The 20,945-nt window shown below is 66.0% G+C and carries 17 protein-coding genes; 11 read left to right on the top strand and 6 right to left on the bottom strand.

The window, feature by feature from the left end; all coding sequences use genetic code 11:
* The first annotated feature begins 7 nt into the window (after positions 1-7).
* The 9 genes from murD (at position 8) to lpxC (ending at position 10,410) form a co-directional block, all read left to right on the top strand.
* Positions 8-1,357, top strand: a complete 1,350-nt coding sequence (gene murD, locus QMX85_RS14325; RefSeq protein ID WP_282341936.1) for a UDP-N-acetylmuramoyl-L-alanine--D-glutamate ligase — start codon at positions 8-10, stop codon at positions 1,355-1,357.
* Positions 1,354-2,568, top strand: a complete 1,215-nt coding sequence (gene ftsW, locus QMX85_RS14320) for a putative lipid II flippase FtsW (protein WP_282341934.1) — start codon at positions 1,354-1,356, stop codon at positions 2,566-2,568. Before murD ends, ftsW begins: the two co-directional genes overlap by 4 nt.
* Before the next feature lies 1 nt (position 2,569).
* Entirely contained in the window at positions 2,570-3,640 is a 1,071-nt protein-coding gene (gene murG / locus QMX85_RS14315) for an undecaprenyldiphospho-muramoylpentapeptide beta-N-acetylglucosaminyltransferase (RefSeq protein WP_282341932.1), read from the top strand.
* Positions 3,633-5,081, top strand: a complete 1,449-nt coding sequence (gene murC, locus QMX85_RS14310; RefSeq protein WP_282341931.1) for a UDP-N-acetylmuramate--L-alanine ligase — start codon at positions 3,633-3,635, stop codon at positions 5,079-5,081. The genes murG and murC overlap by 8 nt, the downstream gene beginning before the upstream one ends.
* Positions 5,078-6,010, top strand: coding sequence for a D-alanine--D-alanine ligase (locus QMX85_RS14305; protein ID WP_282341930.1), 933 nt, complete (start codon positions 5,078-5,080; stop codon positions 6,008-6,010). The genes murC and QMX85_RS14305 overlap by 4 nt, the downstream gene beginning before the upstream one ends.
* 1 nt (position 6,011) lies before the next feature.
* Positions 6,012-6,893: a cell division protein FtsQ/DivIB gene (locus tag QMX85_RS14300; RefSeq protein WP_090226572.1), complete on the top strand. Its 882-nt coding sequence runs from the start codon at positions 6,012-6,014 to the stop codon at positions 6,891-6,893.
* Positions 6,894-6,909: 16 nt separating this feature from the next.
* Positions 6,910-8,157, top strand: coding sequence for a cell division protein FtsA (ftsA, locus tag QMX85_RS14295; protein WP_282341927.1), 1,248 nt, complete (start codon positions 6,910-6,912; stop codon positions 8,155-8,157).
* A 51-nt stretch (positions 8,158-8,208) separates the two neighbouring features.
* Positions 8,209-9,387 (top strand): cell division protein FtsZ, encoded by a 1,179-nt coding sequence (gene ftsZ / locus QMX85_RS14290; protein WP_090226578.1) that lies wholly within the window; start codon positions 8,209-8,211, stop codon positions 9,385-9,387.
* 111 nt (positions 9,388-9,498) lie between these two features.
* On the top strand, positions 9,499-10,410 hold the full coding sequence (gene lpxC, locus QMX85_RS14285; protein ID WP_090226580.1) for a UDP-3-O-acyl-N-acetylglucosamine deacetylase: 912 nt from the start codon (positions 9,499-9,501) through the stop codon (positions 10,408-10,410).
* 116 nt (positions 10,411-10,526) lie between these two features.
* Here the strand turns inward: lpxC and QMX85_RS14280 are convergent, their stop codons facing one another.
* Entirely contained in the window at positions 10,527-11,204 is a 678-nt protein-coding gene (locus QMX85_RS14280) for a DUF4197 domain-containing protein (RefSeq protein WP_282341923.1), read from the bottom strand.
* Positions 11,205-11,273: 69 nt separating this feature from the next.
* On the bottom strand, positions 11,274-13,754 hold the full coding sequence (plsB, locus tag QMX85_RS14275) for a glycerol-3-phosphate 1-O-acyltransferase PlsB (RefSeq protein WP_282341921.1): 2,481 nt from the start codon (positions 13,752-13,754) through the stop codon (positions 11,274-11,276).
* 491 nt (positions 13,755-14,245) lie between these two features.
* Here plsB and QMX85_RS14270 point away from each other — a divergent pair, with 491 nt between their 5' ends.
* Positions 14,246-14,455: a cold-shock protein gene (locus QMX85_RS14270; RefSeq protein WP_090226589.1), complete on the top strand. Its 210-nt coding sequence runs from the start codon at positions 14,246-14,248 to the stop codon at positions 14,453-14,455.
* 155 nt (positions 14,456-14,610) lie between these two features.
* Here the strand turns inward: QMX85_RS14270 and QMX85_RS14265 are convergent, their stop codons facing one another.
* From QMX85_RS14265 to QMX85_RS14250, 4 genes are all read right to left on the bottom strand, one after another.
* Complete coding sequence (locus tag QMX85_RS14265) at positions 14,611-14,982, bottom strand: hypothetical protein (protein ID WP_282341919.1); 372 nt, start codon at positions 14,980-14,982, stop codon at positions 14,611-14,613.
* Between the two features lie 30 nt (positions 14,983-15,012).
* A complete protein-coding gene (locus tag QMX85_RS14260) occupies positions 15,013-15,819 on the bottom strand; it encodes a putative RNA methyltransferase (protein ID WP_282341917.1) in 807 nt (268 codons plus the stop codon).
* Complete coding sequence (gene dapE, locus QMX85_RS14255) at positions 15,819-16,970, bottom strand: succinyl-diaminopimelate desuccinylase (protein WP_282341916.1); 1,152 nt, start codon at positions 16,968-16,970, stop codon at positions 15,819-15,821. The genes QMX85_RS14260 and dapE overlap by 1 nt, the downstream gene beginning before the upstream one ends.
* A 102-nt stretch (positions 16,971-17,072) precedes the next feature.
* On the bottom strand, positions 17,073-19,664 hold the full coding sequence (locus tag QMX85_RS14250) for a glycosyltransferase (protein ID WP_282341913.1): 2,592 nt from the start codon (positions 19,662-19,664) through the stop codon (positions 17,073-17,075).
* A gap of 329 nt (positions 19,665-19,993) precedes the next feature.
* On the opposite strand from QMX85_RS14250, the gene tcdA reads away from it, so the two are divergent.
* Positions 19,994-20,806: a tRNA cyclic N6-threonylcarbamoyladenosine(37) synthase TcdA gene (gene tcdA / locus QMX85_RS14245; RefSeq protein WP_282341911.1), complete on the top strand. Its 813-nt coding sequence runs from the start codon at positions 19,994-19,996 to the stop codon at positions 20,804-20,806.
* Positions 20,807-20,945: the final 139 nt, after the last annotated feature.

The raw sequence follows: 20,945 nt of genomic DNA, 5'->3' as shown, positions 1-20,945 counted from the left end.
GATACCGATGAGCCTGATCGCTTCCGACCAATTCCGCATCGTTGTCGGCCTCGGCAAGAGCGGCATGTCCCTGGTGCGCTTCCTCGCGCGCCAGGGGGTGCCCTTCGCCGTCGCCGACACGCGCGCGAATCCGCCGGAGCTGGCGACCCTGCAGGCGGAGTATCCGCAGGTTCAAGTGCGCTGCGGCGAGCTCGACGTGGACTTCCTCTGCCGCGCCCAGGAGCTTTACGTGAGCCCCGGCCTGGCTCTCGCCACCCCGGCGCTGCAGGCGGCGAAGGCGCGTGGCGTGTCGCTGTCCGGCGATATCCAGCTGTTCGCCCGGCACGCCAAGGCGCCGATCGTGGCGATCACCGGCTCGAACGCCAAGAGCACCGTGACTACCCTGGTCGGCGAGATGGCCGTGGCGGCCGGCAAGCGCGTCGCCGTCGGCGGCAACCTCGGCCAGCCGGCGCTGGACCTGCTCGACGATGCGGTCGAGCTGTACGTCATCGAGTTGTCCAGCTTCCAGCTGGAAACCACCGAACAACTGAATGCCGAAGTGGCCACCTGCCTCAACGTCAGCGAAGACCACATGGACCGCTACAGCGGGCTGCCGGCCTATCACCTGGCCAAGCACCGGATCTTCCGTGGCGCACGCCAGGTGGTGGTGAACCGCGACGACGCGCTGTCGCGCCCGCTGGTGGCGGACGACCTGCCGCGCCTGACCTTCGGCCTGGGCAAACCGGACATCCGCGGTTTCGGCCTGATCGAGCATGACGGCGAGAAGTGGCTGGCGTTCCAGTTCGAGCCCCTGCTGCCGGCCAGCGCCCTGAAGATCCGCGGCGCGCACAACCAGTCCAACGCGCTGGCGGCGCTGGCCCTCGGTCATGCGGTCAGCCTGCCGATGGAAAGCATGCTCGCGGCGCTGAAAGCCTTCGGCGGTCTGGCGCATCGCTGCCAGTGGGTCGGCGAGCGCGCCGCGGTGAATTACTACGACGATTCCAAGGCGACCAACGTCGGCGCCGCGCTGGCGGCCATCGAAGGCCTGGGCGCGGACATCGACGGCAAGCTGGTGCTGATCGCCGGCGGCGACGGCAAGGGTGCCGATTTCTCCGCGCTGCGCGCGCCGGTGCAACGTTTCTGCCGCGCGGTGGTGCTGCTCGGTCGCGACGCCGAACGCCTCGGCGCCGCGCTGGGCGAAGGTGTGCCGCAGGTACGCGTGGCGAGCCTCGACGAGGCGGTGCGGCGCAGCGCCGAACTGGCCCTGCCGGGTGATGCCGTGCTGCTGTCCCCGGCCTGCGCCAGCCTCGACATGTTCAAGAATTTCGAAGAGCGCGGACGCCTGTTCGCCCAGGCCGTGGGAGGGCTGAGCCAATGAGCCAGGCACTCTTCGGCTTCCTTCGCCCGTACCCATCGCCGCTGGCCAGCCGCCGCGGCATGGACATGGATTTCCCGCTGCTCGCCGGTTGCCTGGCGCTGCTCGGCCTCGGCCTGGTGATGATCACCTCGGCGTCCTCGGAAGTCGCCGCGGCGTCCTCCGGCAACCCGCTCTATCACATGATCCGCCACCTGGTTTACCTCGGTATCGGCTTCGTCGCCTGCGCGGTGGTGATGATGATCCCGCTGGCCACCTGGCAGCGCCTGGGCGGCATGCTGCTGCTCGGCGCCATCGGACTGCTGGTGATGGTGCTTATTCCGGGCATCGGCCGCGAAGTGAACGGCTCGATGCGCTGGATTGGGTTCGGCATGTTCAACGTGCAGCCCTCGGAAATCGCCAAGCTGTTCGTGGTGATCTACCTCGCCGGCTACCTGGTGCGACGCCAGGAAGAGGTTCGCGAGAGCTGGATGGGCTTCTTCAAGCCGTTCATCGTGCTGCTGCCGATGGCCGGCCTGCTGCTGCTGGAACCCGACTTCGGCGCCACCGTGGTGATGATGGGCGCGGCGGCCGGGATGCTCTTTCTCGGCGGCGTCGGGTTGTTCCGCTTCGGCCTGATGGTCGCGCTGGCGGTGGGCGCGGTGTTCGTCCTGGTGCAGGCGCAGCCTTACCGGATGGCGCGCCTGGTGACCTTCACCGATCCCTGGGCCGACCAGTTCGGCTCCGGCTACCAGCTGACCCAGGCGCTGATCGCCTTCGGTCGCGGCGAGTGGCTGGGCGTGGGCCTGGGCAACAGCATCCAGAAGCAGTTCTACCTGCCCGAGGCGCACACCGACTTCGTCTTCTCGGTGCTCGCCGAGGAACTCGGCCTGGTCGGCGCGCTGGCGACCGTCGCGCTGTTCTGCTTCGTCAGCGCCCGCGCGCTGTACATCGGCCTGTGGGCGGAGAAGGCCAAGCAGTTTTTCGCCGCCTACGTGGCCTACGGCCTGGCGTTCCTCTGGATCGGTCAGTTCCTGATCAACATCGGGGTGAACGTCGGCCTGCTGCCGACCAAGGGCCTGACACTGCCGTTCCTCAGCTATGGCGGCAGCTCGCTGGTGATCTGCTGCGTCAGCCTCGGCCTGCTGCTGCGTATCGAGTGGGAGCGGCGCAGCCTGCTCGGCAGCGAGGAAACGGAATTTTCCGAAGCGGATTTCGCCGAGGAGGAGCCATAGCATGGCCGCTAACGTATTGATCATGGCTGGTGGCACCGGCGGACACGTATTCCCCGCGCTGGCCTGCGCCCGCGAATTCCAGGCGCGCGGCTACGCCGTGCACTGGCTCGGCACTCCCAACGGCATCGAGAACGAACTGGTGCCACAGGCCGGCTTGCCGCTGCACCTTATCCAGGTCAGCGGCCTGCGCGGCAAGGGTTTCGCCTCGCTGCTCAAGGCGCCGCTGCAAGTGCTGCGCGCTCTGTGGCAGGCGCGCAAGGTGGTTCGCCAACTGAACCCGGTGTGCGTGCTCGGCCTTGGCGGCTACGTCACCGGACCCGGCGGTCTCGCCGCGCGGCTGAGCGGTTCGCCGCTGATCATCCACGAACAGAACGCCGTCGCCGGAACCGCCAACCGCCTGCTGGCGCCGCTCGCCGTGCGCATCTGCGAGGCCTTTCCGAACACCTTCGGCACCTCCGCCAAACGCCGTACCACCGGCAATCCGGTGCGCGAGGAGTTGTTCCTGGAGACCCCGCGCGACACGCTGGCCGGCCGCAAGCCGCGCCTGCTGGTGCTCGGCGGCAGTCTCGGCGCCGAACCGTTGAACAAACTGCTGCCAGAGGCGCTGGGTTCGGTGGCTACCGAGCTGCGTCCGGAAGTCTTTCATCAGGCGGGCAAGCGTCATGCCGATGTCACCCTCGAGCGCTATCGCGCGGCCGGTGTCGACGCGCAGGTCGCTCCGTTCATCGCCGACATGGCCCGCGCCTACGCCTGGGCCGATTTGGTGATCTGCCGCGCCGGCGCGCTGACCGTCAGCGAACTGGCCGCCGCAGGGCTTCCGGCGTTCCTGATCCCGCTGCCGCACGCGATCGACGACCACCAGAGCCGTAATGCCGACTATCTGGCGAGGGAGGGCGCTGCCGTCCTTTTGCCGCAAGCTACGACCGACGCGGCGAAGCTCGCCGCGCAGCTGACCGAGGTTTTGATGCAACCCGAGAAACTCGAGGCGATGGGCGCGATCGCCCGGCGCCTGGCCAAACCCGACGCCACCCGTGCCGTGGTGGATATCTGCCTGGAGGTGGCCCATGGCTAAGTCCCCCGCAGCGGTCAAGGCCGAAGTCCGGCGCATGCGCCGCATCCGCCGCGTTCACTTCGTCGGCATCGGCGGCGCCGGCATGTGCGGCATCGCCGAAGTGCTGCTCAACCTCGGCTACGAAGTCTCCGGCTCCGACCTCAAAGCCTCGGCCGTCACCGAGCGCCTGCAGAGCTTCGGTGCCGAAATCTTCCTCGGTCACCAGGCGGGCAACGTGGCGGGCGCCGATGTGCTGGTGGTTTCCAGCGCGGTGAACACCAGCAACCCGGAGGTCGCGCTGGCCCTGGAACAGCGTATTCCTGTGGTGCCGCGTGCGGAGATGCTCGCCGAGCTGATGCGCTATCGCCATGGCATCGCGGTCGCCGGCACCCACGGCAAGACCACCACCACCAGCCTGCTGGCCTCGGTGTTCGCCGCTGCCGGTCTGGATCCGACCTTCGTCATCGGTGGCCGCCTGAACGCCGCCGGCACCAATGCCCAGCTTGGCAGCAGCCGCTACCTGATCGCCGAGGCCGACGAGAGCGACGCCAGCTTCCTGCACCTGCAGCCGATGGTCGCGGTGGTCACCAACATCGACGCCGATCACATGGCGACCTACGAAGGCGACTTCAACAAGCTGAAGAAGACCTTCGTCGAGTTCCTCCACAACCTGCCGTTCTACGGCCTCGCCGTGGTCTGCAACGACGACCCGGTGGTGCGCGAAATCCTCCCGCAGATCGCCCGTCCGACGGTGACCTACGGCTTCGGCGATGCGGCCGACGTGCGTGCGATCGACGTTCGCCAGGAAGGCATGCGGACCCATTTCACCGTGCTGCGCCCGGATCACGAACCGCTGGCCGTTTCGGTCAACATGCCCGGCAAGCACAACGTGCTCAACGCCCTGGCGACCATCGCCATCGCCGGCGACGAGGGCATCGACGACGACGCCATCGTGCGCGGTCTGTCCGACTTCCAGGGCGTAGGCCGGCGCTTCCAGGTCTACGGCGAACTGCCGGTGGACGGCGGCAGCGTGATGCTGGTCGACGACTACGGCCACCACCCGCGCGAAGTCGCCGCGGTGATCGCCGCGGTACGCGACGGCTGGCCCGAGCGCCGCCTGGTGATGGTCTACCAGCCGCACCGCTATACCCGCACCCGCGACCTCTACGACGACTTCGTCCAGGTACTCGGCGACGCCAATGTCCTGTTGCTGATGGAAATCTACCCGGCCGGCGAAGAACCGATTCCCGGTGCCGATGCGCGCAACCTGTGCCACAGCATCCGCCAGCGCGGCCGTCTGGACCCGATCTACATCGAGCGCGGCGTCGAGTTGGCGCCGCTGGTCAAGCCGCTGCTGCGCGCGGGCGACATCCTGCTTTGCCAAGGCGCCGGCGACATTGGCGGGCTGGCCCCGCAACTGCTGAAAAGCCCCCTGTTCGCCGCCGAGAGGACCTCGAAATGAACCGCGTCGATCCCAAAGCCTTTGGCCGTGTCGCCGTGCTGTTCGGGGGCCAGAGCGCCGAGCGCGAGGTATCGTTGAAATCCGGGGCGATGGTGCTCGGCGCCCTGCAGGCGGCTGGTGTCGACGCCTTCGGCATCGATGTCGGCGCCGATTTCGTGCAGCGCCTGGCGCAGGAAAAGATCGACCGCGCCTTCATCATCCTCCATGGCCGCGGCGGCGAAGATGGCGCCATGCAGGGCCTGCTGGAGTGCGCCGGAATCCCCTATACCGGCAGCGGCATCCTCGCCTCCGCGCTGGCGATGGACAAGCTGCGCACCAAGCAGGTGTGGACCAGCCTTGGCTTGCCGACGCCGCATCACGCGATTTTGCGCGACGAATCCGACTGCCGGTCGGCGGCCAAGGAACTGGGCTTCCCTTTGATCGTCAAACCCGCGCATGAAGGTTCAAGTATCGGCATGGCCAAGGTGAACGACATCGATGCATTGATCGATGCCTGGCAGGCCGCCAAACAGTTCGATTCGCAGGTTCTCGTCGAACAGTGGATCCACGGTCCGGAGTTCACCATCGCCGTGTTGCGCGGTGAGGTTCTGCCGCCGATCGCCCTCGGCACCCCGCACTCTTTCTACGACTACGACGCCAAGTACCTGGCGTCCGACACCCAGTACCGGATTCCCTGCGGCCTCGACGCGGCCAAGGAAGAGGAGCTCAAGACCCTCACCGCGAAGGCCTGCGAAGCCGTCGGCACCCAGGGTTGGGCGCGCGTCGACGTGATGCAGGACGAGGATGGCCAGTTCTGGCTGCTCGAAGTGAACACAGCTCCCGGCATGACCGACCACAGCCTGGTTCCGATGGCCGCCCGCGCGGCTGGACTGGATTTCCAGCAACTGGTGCTGTCGATCCTCGCCGACAGCTTCGAGGCGAGGTACTGACATGCACGGCGTCTTGCTGCGTCATCCCCATCAGCCCATCGGTCGCGCGCCTCTGCGCGGCAAGGCGCCGCCGCGTGGCGCCAGCCGAATGGTGGCCAAGCAGCCGCTGTCCGAGCGTTTGCCGAAGCCGAACTTCAGCCTGGTCAAGCGCCTCGGCTGGCCGTTGCTGCTGATCGGCCTGGGCTTCGGTGCCTACGAGCTGTCGCAGAAACTGCTGCCATACGCCGACCGGCCGATCGCCAAGATCAGCGTCGAAGGCGACCTCAGCTACATCAGCCAGCAGGCCGTGCAACAGCGCATCGCGCCGTTCATTTCGGCGAGCTTCTTCACCGTCGATCTCGCCGGTATGCGTGGCGAACTGGAGCGGATGCCCTGGATCGCCCACGCCGAAGTGCGCCGCGTCTGGCCGGATCAGGTGCTGGTGCGCCTCGACGAGCAACTGCCGATCGCCCGCTGGGGCGAGGGCGCCTTGCTGAACAACGCCGGTGAGGCGTTCGAGCCACGCGAACTGGCCAACTACGAACACCTGCCGCAGTTGTCCGGGCCGCAGCGCGCCCAGCAGCAGGTCATGCAGCAGTATCAGGTGATCAGCCAGCTGTTGCGTCCGCTGGGCTTCTCGGTACAGCGCCTGGAGCTGCGCGAGCGTGGCAGCTGGTTCGTCTCCATGGCCGTGAACGACGGCGGCGAGCACATCGAGCTGTTCGTGGGCCGCGATAACATGGTTGAAAAAATACGTCGCTTCACCGCCATCTACGAGAAGGCGCTGAAGCCGGAACTAGCGAATATCAAGAGCATCGACCTGCGTTACTCCAACGGCCTCGCCGTGGCGTGGCGCGAGCCGGCGCCGGACACGGCGGCAGCAGCCAAGCCGGTCGTGAATTGAGGAGAAGACAATAGCCATGGCAAGCGTGCAAAGCGGCAAGATGATCGTCGGCCTCGACATCGGTACCTCCAAGGTGGTGGCGCTGGTGGGTGAGGTGTCGGCCGATGGCCAACTGGAAATCGTCGGCATCGGTACGCATCCGTCGCGCGGCCTGAAGAAAGGCGTCGTGGTGAACATCGAGTCCACCGTGCAATCGATCCAGCGGGCCATCGAAGAAGCCCAGCTGATGGCCGGTTGCCGCATCCACTCGGCCTTCGTCGGCGTCGCCGGCAGCCACATCCGCAGCCTGAATTCCCACGGCATCGTCGCCATCCGCGATCGTGAAGTCAGCCCCGCCGACCTGGAGCGCGTACTCGACGCCGCCCAGGCCGTGGCGATCCCCGCCGACCAGCGCGTGCTGCACACGCTGCCGCAGGACTACGTGATCGACAACCAGGAAGGCGTGCGCGAGCCGCTGGGCATGTCCGGCGTGCGCCTGGAAGCCAAGGTGCACGTGGTGACCTGTGCGGTGAACGCGGCGCAGAACATCGAGAAGTGCGTGCGTCGCTGCGGTCTCGAGGTCGACGACATCATCCTCGAGCAACTGGCCTCGGCCTACTCGGTGCTCACCGACGACGAGAAGGAGCTGGGCGTCTGCCTGGTCGACATCGGCGGCGGCACCACCGACATCGCCATCTTCACCGAAGGTGCGATCCGCCACACCGCGGTGATCCCGATCGCCGGCGACCAGGTCACCAACGACATCGCGATGGCGCTGCGCACACCGACGCAGTATGCCGAGGAGATCAAGATTCGATATGCTTGCGCCCTGGCCAAACTGGCTGGCGCCGGTGAGACCATCAAGGTCCCCAGCGTGGGCGACCGCCCACCCCGGGAACTCTCCCGACAAGCTCTGGCCGAAGTGGTCGAACCCCGTTATGACGAGCTTTTCACCTTGATCCAGGCCGAGCTGCGACGCAGTGGTTACGAGGACTTGATCCCCGCAGGGATCGTTCTGACCGGCGGCACGGCGAAGATGGAAGGCGCGGTCGAACTGGCCGAGGAAATCTTCCACATGCCGGTTCGGCTGGGTGTTCCGCACACCGTCAAGGGCCTCGCGGATGTCGTCCGCAACCCCATCTATTCCACAGGCGTGGGCCTGCTGCTTTACGGTCTGCAAAAGCAGAACGATGGTATTTCCATGTCCAGCGTCGGTAACTACGGCGAAGAAACCAAGACACCTGTTCTGGAGCGGCTCAAGCGCTGGGTCCAGGGCAATTTCTGAAATTAAGTGTGCTGTTGGCAATACAACTAGAAAATGAAAGGAGAGGGGACCATGTTCGAGCTCGTAGACAACATCCCGCAAAGCGCAGTAATCAAGGTCATCGGTGTCGGTGGTGGCGGTGGTAACGCCGTCAATCACATGGCGAAGAACAACATCGAAGGCGTCGAATTCATCTGCGCCAACACCGACGCACAGGCGCTTAAGAACATTTCCGCGCGCACCGTGCTGCAACTCGGCCCAGGCGTGACCAAGGGTCTGGGCGCGGGCGCCAACCCGGAAGTCGGCCGTCAGGCCGCTATGGAAGACCGCGAGCGCATCGCCGAAGTGCTGCAGGGCACCGACATGGTGTTCATCACCACCGGCATGGGCGGCGGTACCGGTACCGGCGCCGCCCCGGTGATCGCCCAGGTCGCCAAGGAAATGGGCATCCTCACCGTGGCCGTGGTCACGCGTCCGTTCCCGTTCGAAGGTCGCAAGCGCATGCAGATCGCCGACGAAGGTATCCGCGCGCTGTCTGACAGCGTCGACTCGCTGATCACCATCCCCAACGAGAAGCTGCTGACCATCCTCGGCAAGGACGCCAGCCTGCTGTCCGCCTTCGCCAAGGCCGATGACGTGCTGTCCGGCGCCGTTCGCGGTATCTCCGACATCATCAAGCGTCCCGGCATGATCAACGTCGACTTCGCCGACGTGAAAACCGTGATGAGCGAGATGGGCATGGCGATGATGGGCACCGGTTGTGCCAGCGGCCCGAACCGCGCTCGCGAAGCCACCGAAGCGGCGATCCGCAACCCGCTGCTGGAAGACGTCAACCTGCAGGGCGCCCGCGGCATCCTGGTCAACATCACCGCAGGTCCCGACCTCTCGCTGGGCGAGTACTCCGACGTCGGTAACATCATCGAGCAGTTCGCGTCCGAACACGCCACCGTCAAGGTCGGTACCGTCATCGATCCGGACATGCGCGACGAGCTGCACGTCACCGTGGTCGCGACCGGTCTGGGCGCGAAGATCGAGAAGCCGGTCAAGGTCATCGACAACACCGTGCAGCCCGCTGCAGCCGCTGCCCAGCCCGCTCCGGCGCGCCAGGAAGCCGCCGTCAACTACCGCGATCTGGATCGTCCTACCGTCATGCGCCAGAACCACGGCAGCGCCACCGCCGCCAAGCTCAACCCGCATGACGACCTGGATTATCTGGATATTCCGGCGTTCCTGCGTCGCCAGGCTGATTAATGGAATGTATCAGGCGCATTGTGGTGATTGGTGTTCAGCAAAGGCCGGTTCTGCTAACATTCCCGGCCATTGTTGACAACAATTCTCGATAGCGCAAAAGCGGCCAAAGCCATGATCAAACAACGCACCCTGAAGAACACCATCCGTGCCACGGGCGTCGGCTTGCACTCCGGGGAAAAGGTTTACCTGACCCTGAAACCGGCCCCTGTGGATACCGGAATCGTGTTCTGTCGCACCGATCTCAACCCGACCGTGGAAATCCCCGCACGGGCCGAGAACGTGGGCGAAACCACCATGTCGACCACCCTGTTCAAGGGGGAGACCAAGGTGGACACCGTGGAGCACCTGCTTTCGGCCATGGCCGGCCTGGGCATCGATAACGCCTATGTGGAACTGTCCGCCTCGGAAGTTCCGATCATGGACGGCAGCGCCGGTCCGTTCGTGTTCCTGATCCAGTCCGCGGGGCTGCAGGAACAGGAAGCGGCGAAGAAATTCATCCGCATCAAACGTGAAGTAACCGTGGAAGAAGGCGACAAGCGCGCCACCTTCGTGCCCTTCGACGGGTTCAAGGTGAGTTTCGAGATCGACTTCGACCATCCGGTGTTCCGTAACCGCACCCAGACCGCGAGCGTGGATTTTTCCAGCACCTCGTTCGTCAAGGAAGTCAGCCGGGCGCGGACATTCGGCTTCATGCGTGACATCGAGTACCTGCGTTCGCAGAACCTGGCACTCGGCGGCAGCGTGGAAAATGCCATCGTGGTCGACGAGAACCGCGTGTTGAACGAGGACGGCCTGCGTTACGAGGACGAGTTCGTCAAACACAAGATTCTCGATGCCATCGGCGATCTCTACCTGCTGGGCAACAGCCTGATTGGCGAGTTTCAAGGCTTCAAATCGGGTCATGCACTGAACAACCTCCTGCTGCGCACGCTGATCGCGCAAAAGGATGCGTGGGAAGTGGTGACGTTCGAAGACGCCCAGAGCGCGCCGATTTCCTACATGCGTCCCGTCGCGGCGGTGTAGGGCAACACTCTCCCTTTCGTTTTTCTTGAGGCCACCTTCGGGTGGCCTTTTTTTATCCGGGATTCAGGCGGGAAGAGGCTGCCGCAGCGCGTCGGCCGACGCGTGCGGCGCTGCGCTCAGAGAGCGCCGAAGACCTTCTTCGCCAGGCTGGTGGCTGCTGCTGCGGGGTTGTCGCGGATGCTGGCTTCCTGCTTGGCGATCATCTCGAACAGGCCGTTGAGTGCCTGCTCGGTGACATAGCTTTCGATGTTTGCGCTCTTCGCGTCGACCACGCCGAAGGTGGCGGCCTGTCCGGCGAAGCTGTTGTACTGCTTGGCCAGGCCGACCTGGTCGGTGGCCTGCTTGACGATGGGCAGGAACTTGGCGCGGATCTGCTCGCGGCTGGTCTTGTCCAGGTAGGTCGTCGCCGAGTCCTTCGGGCCGGCGAGGATGCTCTTGGCGTCGGTCACGGTCATCTTCTTCACCGCATCCACCAGCAGCGCCTGGGCTTGCGGCACGGCAGCCTCGGCGGCCTTGTTCATGCTGGTTTCCAGCGCGTCGACCTGGGCGCCCATGCCCATCATCTTCATGGTCTTGGCGGCCTTGCCGAGCTTGCCCGGCAGCTCGATGCGCACCTCGTCGTTGTTACTGAAACCGCCCGGCTTGCCGAGCTGCTGTACGGCGACCTTGGCACCCTGGGCGAGGGCGTCCTTGAGTCCGCCGCTGGCATCGGTCTGCGACAGGTCGGAGAGCGAGAGGGCGAGCACCTGGCTGGACAGTACCAGGCCGGCGAGCAGGGTAGTCAGGCGGAACATGGCGATATCCTTCTGGTGGGGTGGAGGGAAGCATAGCCCGGAACGCCTGCGGCGGGCCGGGCTGCGGGATCAAGCGATGCCCGCTTCTTCGTTGCGGTCCTGCGCGACCTGGCGGATCGACAGGCGGATTTCCGGCGGCAGCACCCGTTTCGCGGCGCCTTCCACCAGTTCCCCGAGCATCGGGTGGTGGCTGAGCTTGCCGACGTCGTCCTTGCGCAGGACGCCCTGGTCGAGCAGCGACTGGATGAAGTGGCGGAACAGGCTCTTGTCGAAGAATTCCGGCGCGTTCAGCCCGTGCAGGATCGACAGGCGCTGGGCCATGACCGTGCAGAGGTTCTCCAGCTCTTCGGCCGACAGGGTGTTCTGCGGGTGGTTGAGCAGCAGGGCGATGGCCATGTAAAAGCGCTGCAGGGTCTGCATGATGGCGCGCGCCAGCAGCGTCAGCAGGACGAAGTGCCGCGAACTCGGCGCCGGACGCACGTATACGTCCTCTTCCCGGCGCAGCAGGCCCTGTTCGACGAAGGCGCCGAGCCATTCTTCCACCACCGCGTCCAGCTGCTCCGGCGTGTAGCGGATGAACAGTTCCGATTGCAGGTACGGGTAGAGCGCGTGGGTAAAACGCAGGATCTGCTCGCGGTTCATCCGCGGGCTGCTCTGGAAGAAGCTGGCGAGCAGCGCCGGCAAGGCGAAGATGTGCAGGACGTTGTTGCGGTAGTAGGTCATCAGGACGGCGTTCTGCTCGTCCAGATAGAGGATCTTGCCCAGCGAGTCCTTCTGTTCGGCGAGCAGCTGCATGCCCTGCACGTACTCGATGAGGCTGTTGCCGTCGCCCTCCGGCAGCGTGGTGTGCTCGGAATAGGGCACTCGCCGCAGCAGCGCCAGGTACATGTCGAGGATGCGCGCCAGGCCGCGTTCGTCCAGCGCCAGTTTGGTAGTGGAGAGCATCGCCAGCGCCACCAGGTTGACCGGGTTCACCGCCGCCGCCTCGTTCAAGTGCCGCGCGACCCGCTCGGAAAGCGCGTGAGTGGCCTTGTTAAGCCAGTCCGGGCGGTAGTCCGGTCCCAGCTCCTGCTGGCGCCAGTCCGGCTGCTGCTGGTCCAGGAACTCGGCCAGGCGGATCGGCTCCCCGAAGTTGACCCAGACGCTGCCGAAACGCTGCTTGAGCGCGCCGATGACCTTGAAGATGTCGAAGATCGATTCCTTCTTCTTGGTCGCGCCGCGCAGTTCGCCCAGGTAGGTGCGGCCTTCGAGCACGCGCTCGTAGCCGATGTAGACCGGCACGAAGAGGATCGGCAGGCGGTGTGTGCGCAGGAAGCTGCGCAGGGTGATGGCGAGCATCCCGGTGCGCGGTTGCAGCATGCGCCCGGTACGCGAGCGCCCGCCTTCGACGAAGTACTCGACCGGAAAGCCCTTGCTGAACAGCGTGTGCAGGTATTCGTTGAACACTGCGGTGTACAGCGGGTTGCCCTTGAAGGTGCGGCGCATGAAGAACGCCCCGCCGCGGCGCAGCAGGCCGCCGATCACCGGCATGTTCAGGTTGATCCCGGCGGCGATGTGCGGTGGCGTCAGGCCGTTGCGGAACAGCAGGTAGGAGAGCAGCAGGTAGTCGATGTGACTGCGGTGGCAGGGCACATAGATCACCTCGTGGCCGTTGACCACCTCCTGCACGCGCTCGATGTGATGGACCTTGATGCCGTCGTAGATCTTGTTCCAGAACCACGAGAGGATGATTTCGAGGAAGCGGATCGCGCTGTAGGTGTAGTCCGAGGCGATCTCGTTGCCGTACTTCAGCGCCTGCGCTTCGGCGCGCTCGACGGAGATCTTCTCGCGCTCGGCCTCGTCGAGAATCGCCTGGCGGACCTGCGGGCCATGCACCAGGCCTTTCACCAGGTTGCGCCGGTGTGACACGTCCGGGCCGATCACCGCGGCTTTCTGGTTGCGGAAGTGCACGCGCAGGATGCGGTGGACCATGCGCAGCGTGCGCTCGCTGCCCTTGCCCTGTTCGACCAGCTCGCGCAGCTGGATAGGCGCGGCGAACTGCACGCTGGTCTTGCGCCCGAGGGCGAGGATGCTTACCAGCTTGCGCAGACGCCCGGTGACCGCCCAGCTGTCGGCGAACAGCAGTTTCCATGGGCTGGTCTCGCGATCGGGCGACTGCCCCCAGAATACGCTCACCGGAATGATCTGGACGTCCTCGGCGGCGTTGTGGCCGATGGCGTTGACCAGCCGCACTAGCGTCGGCGAGGCGACGCGCTTGTCCTGGCGGCCGAGCCAGTCGGGCTCCTGCATCAGGTAGAAGAACGCCGCCGGCTCGAGCAGTTCGCCCACTGCCACCGGCAGCACCGGACGCGGTAGGCCGACCTTGACGCACTCGTGGTCCACCACGGCGAGGTCGCTGATCGACGCCTGGCGCAGCGCGTAGACCACCGGTTTGCCGCGATCGAGCTTGAGTGGAAAGGCCGACTGGTTGATGGTTTCCGAGCGAACCCAGAGGTAGAGCAGGCGACGCAGGGTGCCGAAGATCAGGCGGCGAAAGGGAGAGCGGGTCATACAGGTCTTACGGTTGCAGGGCTTCGGCCCGGGGCGGCTAGTGTGACGTATCCGCCGCTGCCCGGCAAAAGCGCGGGCCTCGGGGATGAGGCGTCGGTCGCTGCGCGTCGCTGACCGCCCGGTGGACGCAGCCCCCGTCCTCGAAATCCGGGCAACTGGTGGTTCGCGGCATATTCTGGTGCTGCACGAAGCACCTTTTCGGCCCACGCATCATGGCGCTGCCGCAGCCTCCAGATGACTTGCCGAAGTCCGACGAAAACAGCTGCAGCCCAGCGTTTATGGGCCTTTGGCGGTCACCTAAAAAAAATCTTTGCAGAGCCTGCGCTTCCTCTTAGACTCCGACGTGGCCCATTCAGGAACGCTTTTCGATAGCCTGCTCCCGCCCGTTTTCGGTCTGGTTGTAAGCGATAGAAAGAACGTTTTTGCGGAACCGTAGAGGCCTTTCCACAGACGGGGAGGCGAACAGAATAATGTGAGTTGGGAGTGTGGTAATGGCTGATCGTGAGCACGGCACCGTCAAGTGGTTCAATGACGCTAAGGGCTATGGGTTCATCCAACGTGATAGCGGGGCGGACGTGTTCGTTCATTACCGCGCGATCCGTGGCGAAGGTCACCGCTCTCTGGTCGAAGGCCAGAAAGTCGAATTTTCCGTGACCCAGGGCCAGAAAGGCCTGCAGGCGGAAGACGTGGCACGCGTCTGAGCCTTGCGGCAACGAAAAAGCCCGCCCTCAGGCGGGCTTTTTCTTGGCGGTTGGATTGTCTCTCGCAGGCCTCGGCCATCACGTAGACGTAGGGTGCGCCATGCGCACCGAAACGCGCGGCGCACCCTGCGGCGGCAACGTGCGTTGGCCCTCGCTCAGTCGGTGCGCCAGACGATTTCCTGCTCGCCTTCGGCATCGACCTTTATCCAGCGCTCGCCTTCTTCCAGGCTCTCTTCTTCCTGCCAGCTACCGGGTGCGCAGCGCACCTGCACGCCGAGCGCGGCGAAGGCGTCTCGGGCGCAGGCAATGTCGTCGTCCCATGGCGTGGCATCGCTTTCCAGCATCAGGCTGTGCCATTTGCCGACCGCTTTCGGGACCCAGGTGACGGGAATCCCGGCGGCTTCGCATTTGAAGGTCTGGCCCTTCTGGCGCCAGGCGCTGCAGGGGCCGATGGCCTGTTCCAGCCAGGCGGCGACTCTCTGCTGGTCGGCATCCTTCAGGTAGATCTCGATATCCGGTTGGCGCATGGTTTTCTCGGCAGTGGCGTGGGCGGCCCGCTACAGGTCGCGTTCGATCCAATCGTAACGTATGCCGACGCCGACCTCTAAGGGTGCGGCGATCACCGCCTCGCGGCGTTCGGCGCTGGCGCGCCAGCCGTGCGGGGTCATCGCCAGCAGGTCGGCGCGGGCCTCGGGGCTGTCCAGGCGCAGGCTGAATTCCAGCGTCTCGCTGTGCGCCAGGTGCATGCCCTCGGGGATCAGCGCCAGGTGTTTCTCGTCGTCGTAATCGCGCACTTCATCGTAGAGCTTGCCGCGCAGCGCCATCAGGTGCCCGCTGCTCGGCCCCATGCGCAGCAGCGCGCCGCCGGGTGCCAGCAGACGCCGCGCTTCCTGCCAGTCGAGCGGGCTGAACACGCTGGTCAGCACCTGGCAACTGGCGTCGGCCAGCGGCACCCGTGCCATGCTCGCCACCAGCCAGTGCAGGCGCGGATCTCGGCGGCAGGCGCGCTTGATCGCCTCGCGGGAGATGTCCAGCGCATAGCCTTCGCTGCGCGGCAGCGCGGCGCCGATCTGCGCGGTGTAGTAGCCCTCGCCGCAGCCGATGTCCAGCCAGCGCTGTGGCGTGCGTTCGGCGACCAGCTCGGCCAGGCGGCGCGCCAGCGGAGCATAGTGCCCGCCATCGAGAAAGCGCCGGCGCGCCTCGACCATCGCCGCGTTGTCGCCGGGATCGCGGCTGTTCTTGTGCTGTACCGGCAGCAGGTTCAGGTAGCCCTGGCGCGCACGGTCGAAACGGTGCCCGGCCGGGCAGGCGACGCCGTTGTCGGCGTCGTGCAGCGGGCCTGAGCAGAGCGGGCAGATCAGCATCAGGCGAGCAGCTCGACGAGGGTCTGGTAGTAGATGTCGGTTAGGCGGTCGAGGTCGCTGGCAAGGATGCGCTCGTCGATCTGGTGGATGGTGGCATTCACCGGGCCGAGCTCTACCACTTGGGTGCCGAGGGTGGCGATGAAGCGTCCGTCCGAGGTGCCGCCGGTTGTCGAGGGACGGGTTTCGCGGCCGGTCACCGCGCGGATGCCGCTGGCCACGGCGTCGAGCAGCGCGCCGGGTTCGGTGAGGAACGGCAGGCCGGACAGCGCCCAGTCGATGTGCCAGTCCAGGCCGTGCCTGTCGAGAATGGCGGCCACGCGCTGCTGCAACCTCTCCACCGTGGATTCGGTGGAGAAACGGAAGTTGAACATAGCCGTCAGCTCGCCAGGGATCACGTTGCTGGCGCCGGTGCCGGCGTTCAGGTTGGAAATCTGGAAGCTGGTCGGCGGGAAGAACGCGTTGCCCTCGTCCCAGTGTTCGGCGGCCAGTTCGGCCAGTGCCGGAGCGGCCAGGTGGATCGGGTTCTTCGCCAGTTGCGGGTAGGCGACATGCCCCTGCTTGCCACGCACCGTGAGCAGCGCGCCCAGCGAGCCGCGCCGGCCGTTCTTCACCACGTCGCCGAGCAGCGTGCTGCTCGAGGGTTCGCCGACGATGCACCAGTCAAGGCGCTCGCCGCGCGCGCGCAGGCGTTCGACCACCGCGCGGGTGCCGTGCTGCGCCGGGCCTTCCTCGTCGCTGGTGATGAGGAAGGCGATGGCGCCCGTATGATTCGGGTGCATGACGACAAAGCGTTCCACCGCGACGATCATCGACGCCAGGCTGCCTTTCATGTCCGCCGCGCCGCGTCCGCAGAGCATGCCGTCCCCGTCGATGTGCGCCTCGAAGGGCGGGTGCTGCCAGCCGTGCAGCGGGCCGGTGGGCACCACGTCGGTATGCCCGGCGAAGCACAACACGGGGCCTTCGCCGCCGCGGCGCGCCCAGAAGTTGTCCACCTCGCCGATGCGCATCGGCTCCAGATCGAAGCCGAGCGCCGCCAAGCGCCGCATCATCAGTTCCTGGCAACCTTCGTCGACCGGCGTCACCGAGGGGCGGCGGATCAGCTCGCAGGCGAGTTCCAGGGTGGCGGAAAGGGGGGCGGAAGGGGCCGTCATGCTGGAACTCCGAAAGGCGGGACAGGCTGCGTCAAAGGGGCGCTATGGTAGCAAAAACGGCGGCCCGAAGGCCGCCGTCAGGGCGTCGCTGCGCGTTCCGCGTCAGGCCGGAACCTCGTCGGGCTGCGCCTGGGGCGGTTTCGGCAGGGACGAGAGCAGCGCCATGATCAGCGCCGCCAGGTAGGGCAGCGACTGCACCAGCAGCATCGCGACCCAGAACTTCACGTCGTTGCTCGGTAGGCCCTGGACGATGGCGATGCCCAGCGCCGCGCCCCACAGCAGCAGCATCACGAACACCTCTTCGCGGGCTTCCGCCAGCGCCACCAGGATGCCGTGGTTGGAGGCCATCTTCGGGGTGCGGAAGAACGGGATGCTCTTGGTGAAGAACCCGTAGAGCACCGCCTTGGCGATGGTGTGCGACAGCGCCAGGCCGGCGACCGCCGCGCAGAACGCATCCTTCAGGTTGACCCCCACGGCGCGTCGATAGAGGAAGATGATCTTGCCCACTTTGAAGAAGAACAGTGCCAGCGGCGGCAGGGCGAAGATCAGCAGCGGCGGATCGACCCGCGTCGGCACGATGATCATCGCGGCCGACCAGAGCAGCGCGCCGAGGGTGAAGAAGATGTTCATGCCGTCGGCGACCCAGGGCAGCCAGCCGGCGATGAAGTGGTAGCGCTGGCCGCGCTTGAGCTCCGAGCCCTTGCCCAGCAGCAGCGCGCGGGCATGGCCCTTCATGATCTGGATGGCGCCGTAGGCCCAGCGGAAACGCTGCTTCTTGAAGTCGATGAAGGTGTCCGGCATCAGCCCCTTGCCGAAGCTGTCGTGGGCGTAGGCGGCCGAATAGCCCTTCTCGAACACGCGCAGGCCCAGCTCGGCATCCTCGCAGATGGTCCAGTCGGCCCAGCGCAGTTCATCCATCACCGTGCGGCGGATCATTGTCATGGTGCCGTGCTGGATGATCGCATCGCGGTCGTTGCGGGTGACCATGCCGATGTGGAAGAAGCCCTTGTACTCGGAATAGCAGAGCTTCTTGAACAGGCTTTCGTTTTCGTCGCGATAGTCCTGCGGCGACTGCACGACGGCGATGCGCGGGTCGGCGAAGTGCGGGACCATGTGCTTGAGCCAGTTGCGGTCGACGCAGTAGTCCGAGTCGATCACCGCGACGATTTCGGCGTCGGGCGCGGTGTGCGGCAGGATGTAGTTCAGCGCACCGCCCTTGAAACCGTGCAGCGGCGCGACGTGGAAGAAGCGGAATCGCGGGCCGAGCTGCTCGCAGTAGTCGCGTACCGGCTCCCACACCGCCGGGTTCTTGGTGTTGTTGTCGATGATCAGGACTTCGAAGTCCGGGTAATCGAGGTTGGCCAGGGCGTCGAGTGTCTGTTTGACCATCTCCGGCGGCTCGTTGTAGCAGGGCACGTGCACCGAGACCTTGGGCCGGAAGCTGCTGTCGCCGACCACCGGGATGAACGGCCGGCGGCGCTTGTGCACCCAGACCACCTCGGCCAGTTCGTGGGCTTCGGTGAGCAGCACGATGAACACGCCGAGGGCGCCGATGCCGAGCAGCGCGCCCACCGTCAGGCTGAACCAGGTCGCGTACTGCTGGCTGTAGTCGTAGCCGATCCACACCAGCGCCGAACCGCCGACGAAGGCGACGAAGGTCAGGAAGGTGCGGCCACGCTGGCGCAGCGCGCTACCGTCGATCAGCAGCAGGGCCAGCGACAGCAGCGCCATCACCACCGAGGCGACCGCCAGCAGGCGCCATTGCGGGATCGCCACGACCGGGCCTTCGAAAGCGAACTTGGCCTGCCGATTCAGGTTGTAGACCCCCCAGTAGGCGCCCACCGAACCCTCGTCGCTGGCTTTCCACGGCTGGTCGAAGGCCTCGATGACGAAGTAGTTGTAGCCCTGGCTGTTCAGCTTGTTGACCAGCGTGCGCAGGTATACGGCCTGGTCGGCCTGGGTGGCGTCGGCGCCGCCGCGCATGCGCCCGTTGCTCGGCCAGCCGACCTCGGAGATCAGCAGCGGCTTTTTCGGGAACAGCTTGCGCAGGTCGCGCGCGCGGTCGAGGACGAACTGTCCGGCGTCCTCCATCGGGATGAATTCCCAGTACGGCAGCACGTGCGCGGCGATCAGGTCGGCGTGCTTCGCCAGCTCCGGGTGCTCCTCCCAGATGTGCCACTGCTCGGACGTGGACACCGGCACCTTCACCGCCGCGCGCACGCGATCCATGAAGGCGATCAGTTGCTCGGCGGTGACTTCCTCGCGGAACAGCGCCTCGTTGCCCACGGTGACGCGAACCACGCTGCGCGAGTGGTTGGCCAGATCGATGGCTTTGGCGATCTCGCGCTCGTTGCGTTCCTGGTCCTTGCTGATCCAGATACCCAGGGTCACGCGCAGGCCGAATTCCTCGGCGATCGCCGGAATGTTGGCCAGCGCGCCGTCCACCGAGTAGGTGCGGATGTTGTCGGTGTGCTTGCTCAGCAGCTCCAGGTCCTGGCGGATTTCCTCATCGCTCGGGTACACGCCCTGTTGCGGGCTCTGGCCCTGGCGGAACGGCGAATAGGAGAAGCCGGAGATCTGCGCGGGCCAGTCCGGCGCGCTCACCGGGCGGTTATAGAGCGCCCAGAAACCGGTGAACAGCGCCGCGATGGCCAGGAAGACCACCAGGTTGAGACCAAATTTTCGCGATGACATAGGTGCTTTCAGGTTCCGATGCGTGGAACGGGGGAGGGCGGCGAGCGCTGTCGGCGCGCATCCTACTCTGGCGTCCGCGCCAGTGTACAGGCGCGCTGCGGAGCGATCCGGGCCGCTGTTCGCAGCCTACAGCCTTGGGCCTTGCGGGGGTGAAGAAGTTCGCCGCATGCCCCGCGCTCCGGGCGCTGCGCCCACTGCCGGGCCGCGCCGAAAAGGACGCGGCTCGGCGGCGGCGGTTTTCCTGCGGAAGGTCGCCGCGTGGCGGTCCGGGCTTTATCTACGCGGCGCACGGTCCAATAATGCGCACCGGTTTTTCTTCCGAGGTGAGCATGAGTACAGACGATCAGCGTTTCGGTGGCATCGCCCGGCTCTATGGCCGCGATGGACTCGAACGCCTGGCCGCGGCGCACGTGGCGGTGGTCGGTATCGGCGGCGTCGGCTCGTGGGCGGCGGAAGCGCTGGTGCGCTCCGGCGTCGGCGAGATTTCCCTGTTCGACCTCGACGACGTCTGCGTCAGCAACACCAACCGCCAGGCGCATGCGCTGCTGGACACCGTAGGCCGGGCCAAGGTCGAGGTGATGGCCGAGCGTCTGCTGGCGATCAATCCGGCGTGCCGCGTACACGCCGTGGCGGACTTCGTCACCCGCGAGAGCATGGCCGAGCACATCACCGGGCACCTCGACTGCGTGCTCGACTGCATCGACAGCGTCGCCGCCAAGGCCGCGCTGATCGCCTGGTGCAAGCGACGCAAGATCCAGGTCGTCACCACCGGCGGCGCCGGCGGGCAGATCGACCCGACGCAGATCCAGGTCGCCGACCTGAACAAGACCTTCAACGATCCGCTGGCGGCCAAGGTGCGCTCGACCCTGCGCCGCGACTACGCCTTCTCGCGCACGCCGGGACGCAACTACAGCGTGCCCTGCGTGTTCTCCACCGAGCAGTTGCGCTACCCGGCGCCGGACGGCACGGTCTGCCAGTCCAAGGCGTTCGTCGGCGAGGGCGTGAAGCTCGACTGCGCCGGCGGTTTCGGTGCGGTGATGATGGTCACCGCCAGCTTCGGCATGGCCGCCGCGGCCAAGGCGGTGGACAAGCTGGTGGCCGGCGCGCGGCGCCCCGCCGAGCGGCAGACGCGCCTCGAATGAGCCTTCTCGGCGCCGACCGCGCCGCGGCCGTATAATCGTCGGCCTTTTCGCTTCACTACCGCGCCGTGCCTGCGGCGCGGGCGTCCACGCGCCCCCGGCGATGATGAATAACGATGTGCTGCGCAGCCTGCGCTACATA

Source organism: Pseudomonas sp. PS02288 (genome assembly GCF_029959715.1).
Classification (GTDB): Bacteria; Pseudomonadota; Gammaproteobacteria; order Pseudomonadales; family Pseudomonadaceae; genus Pseudomonas_O; species Pseudomonas_O kuykendallii.
The sequence above is the reverse complement of the archived record's forward strand: the minus strand, read 5'-3'. Positions and strand labels throughout refer to the sequence as shown.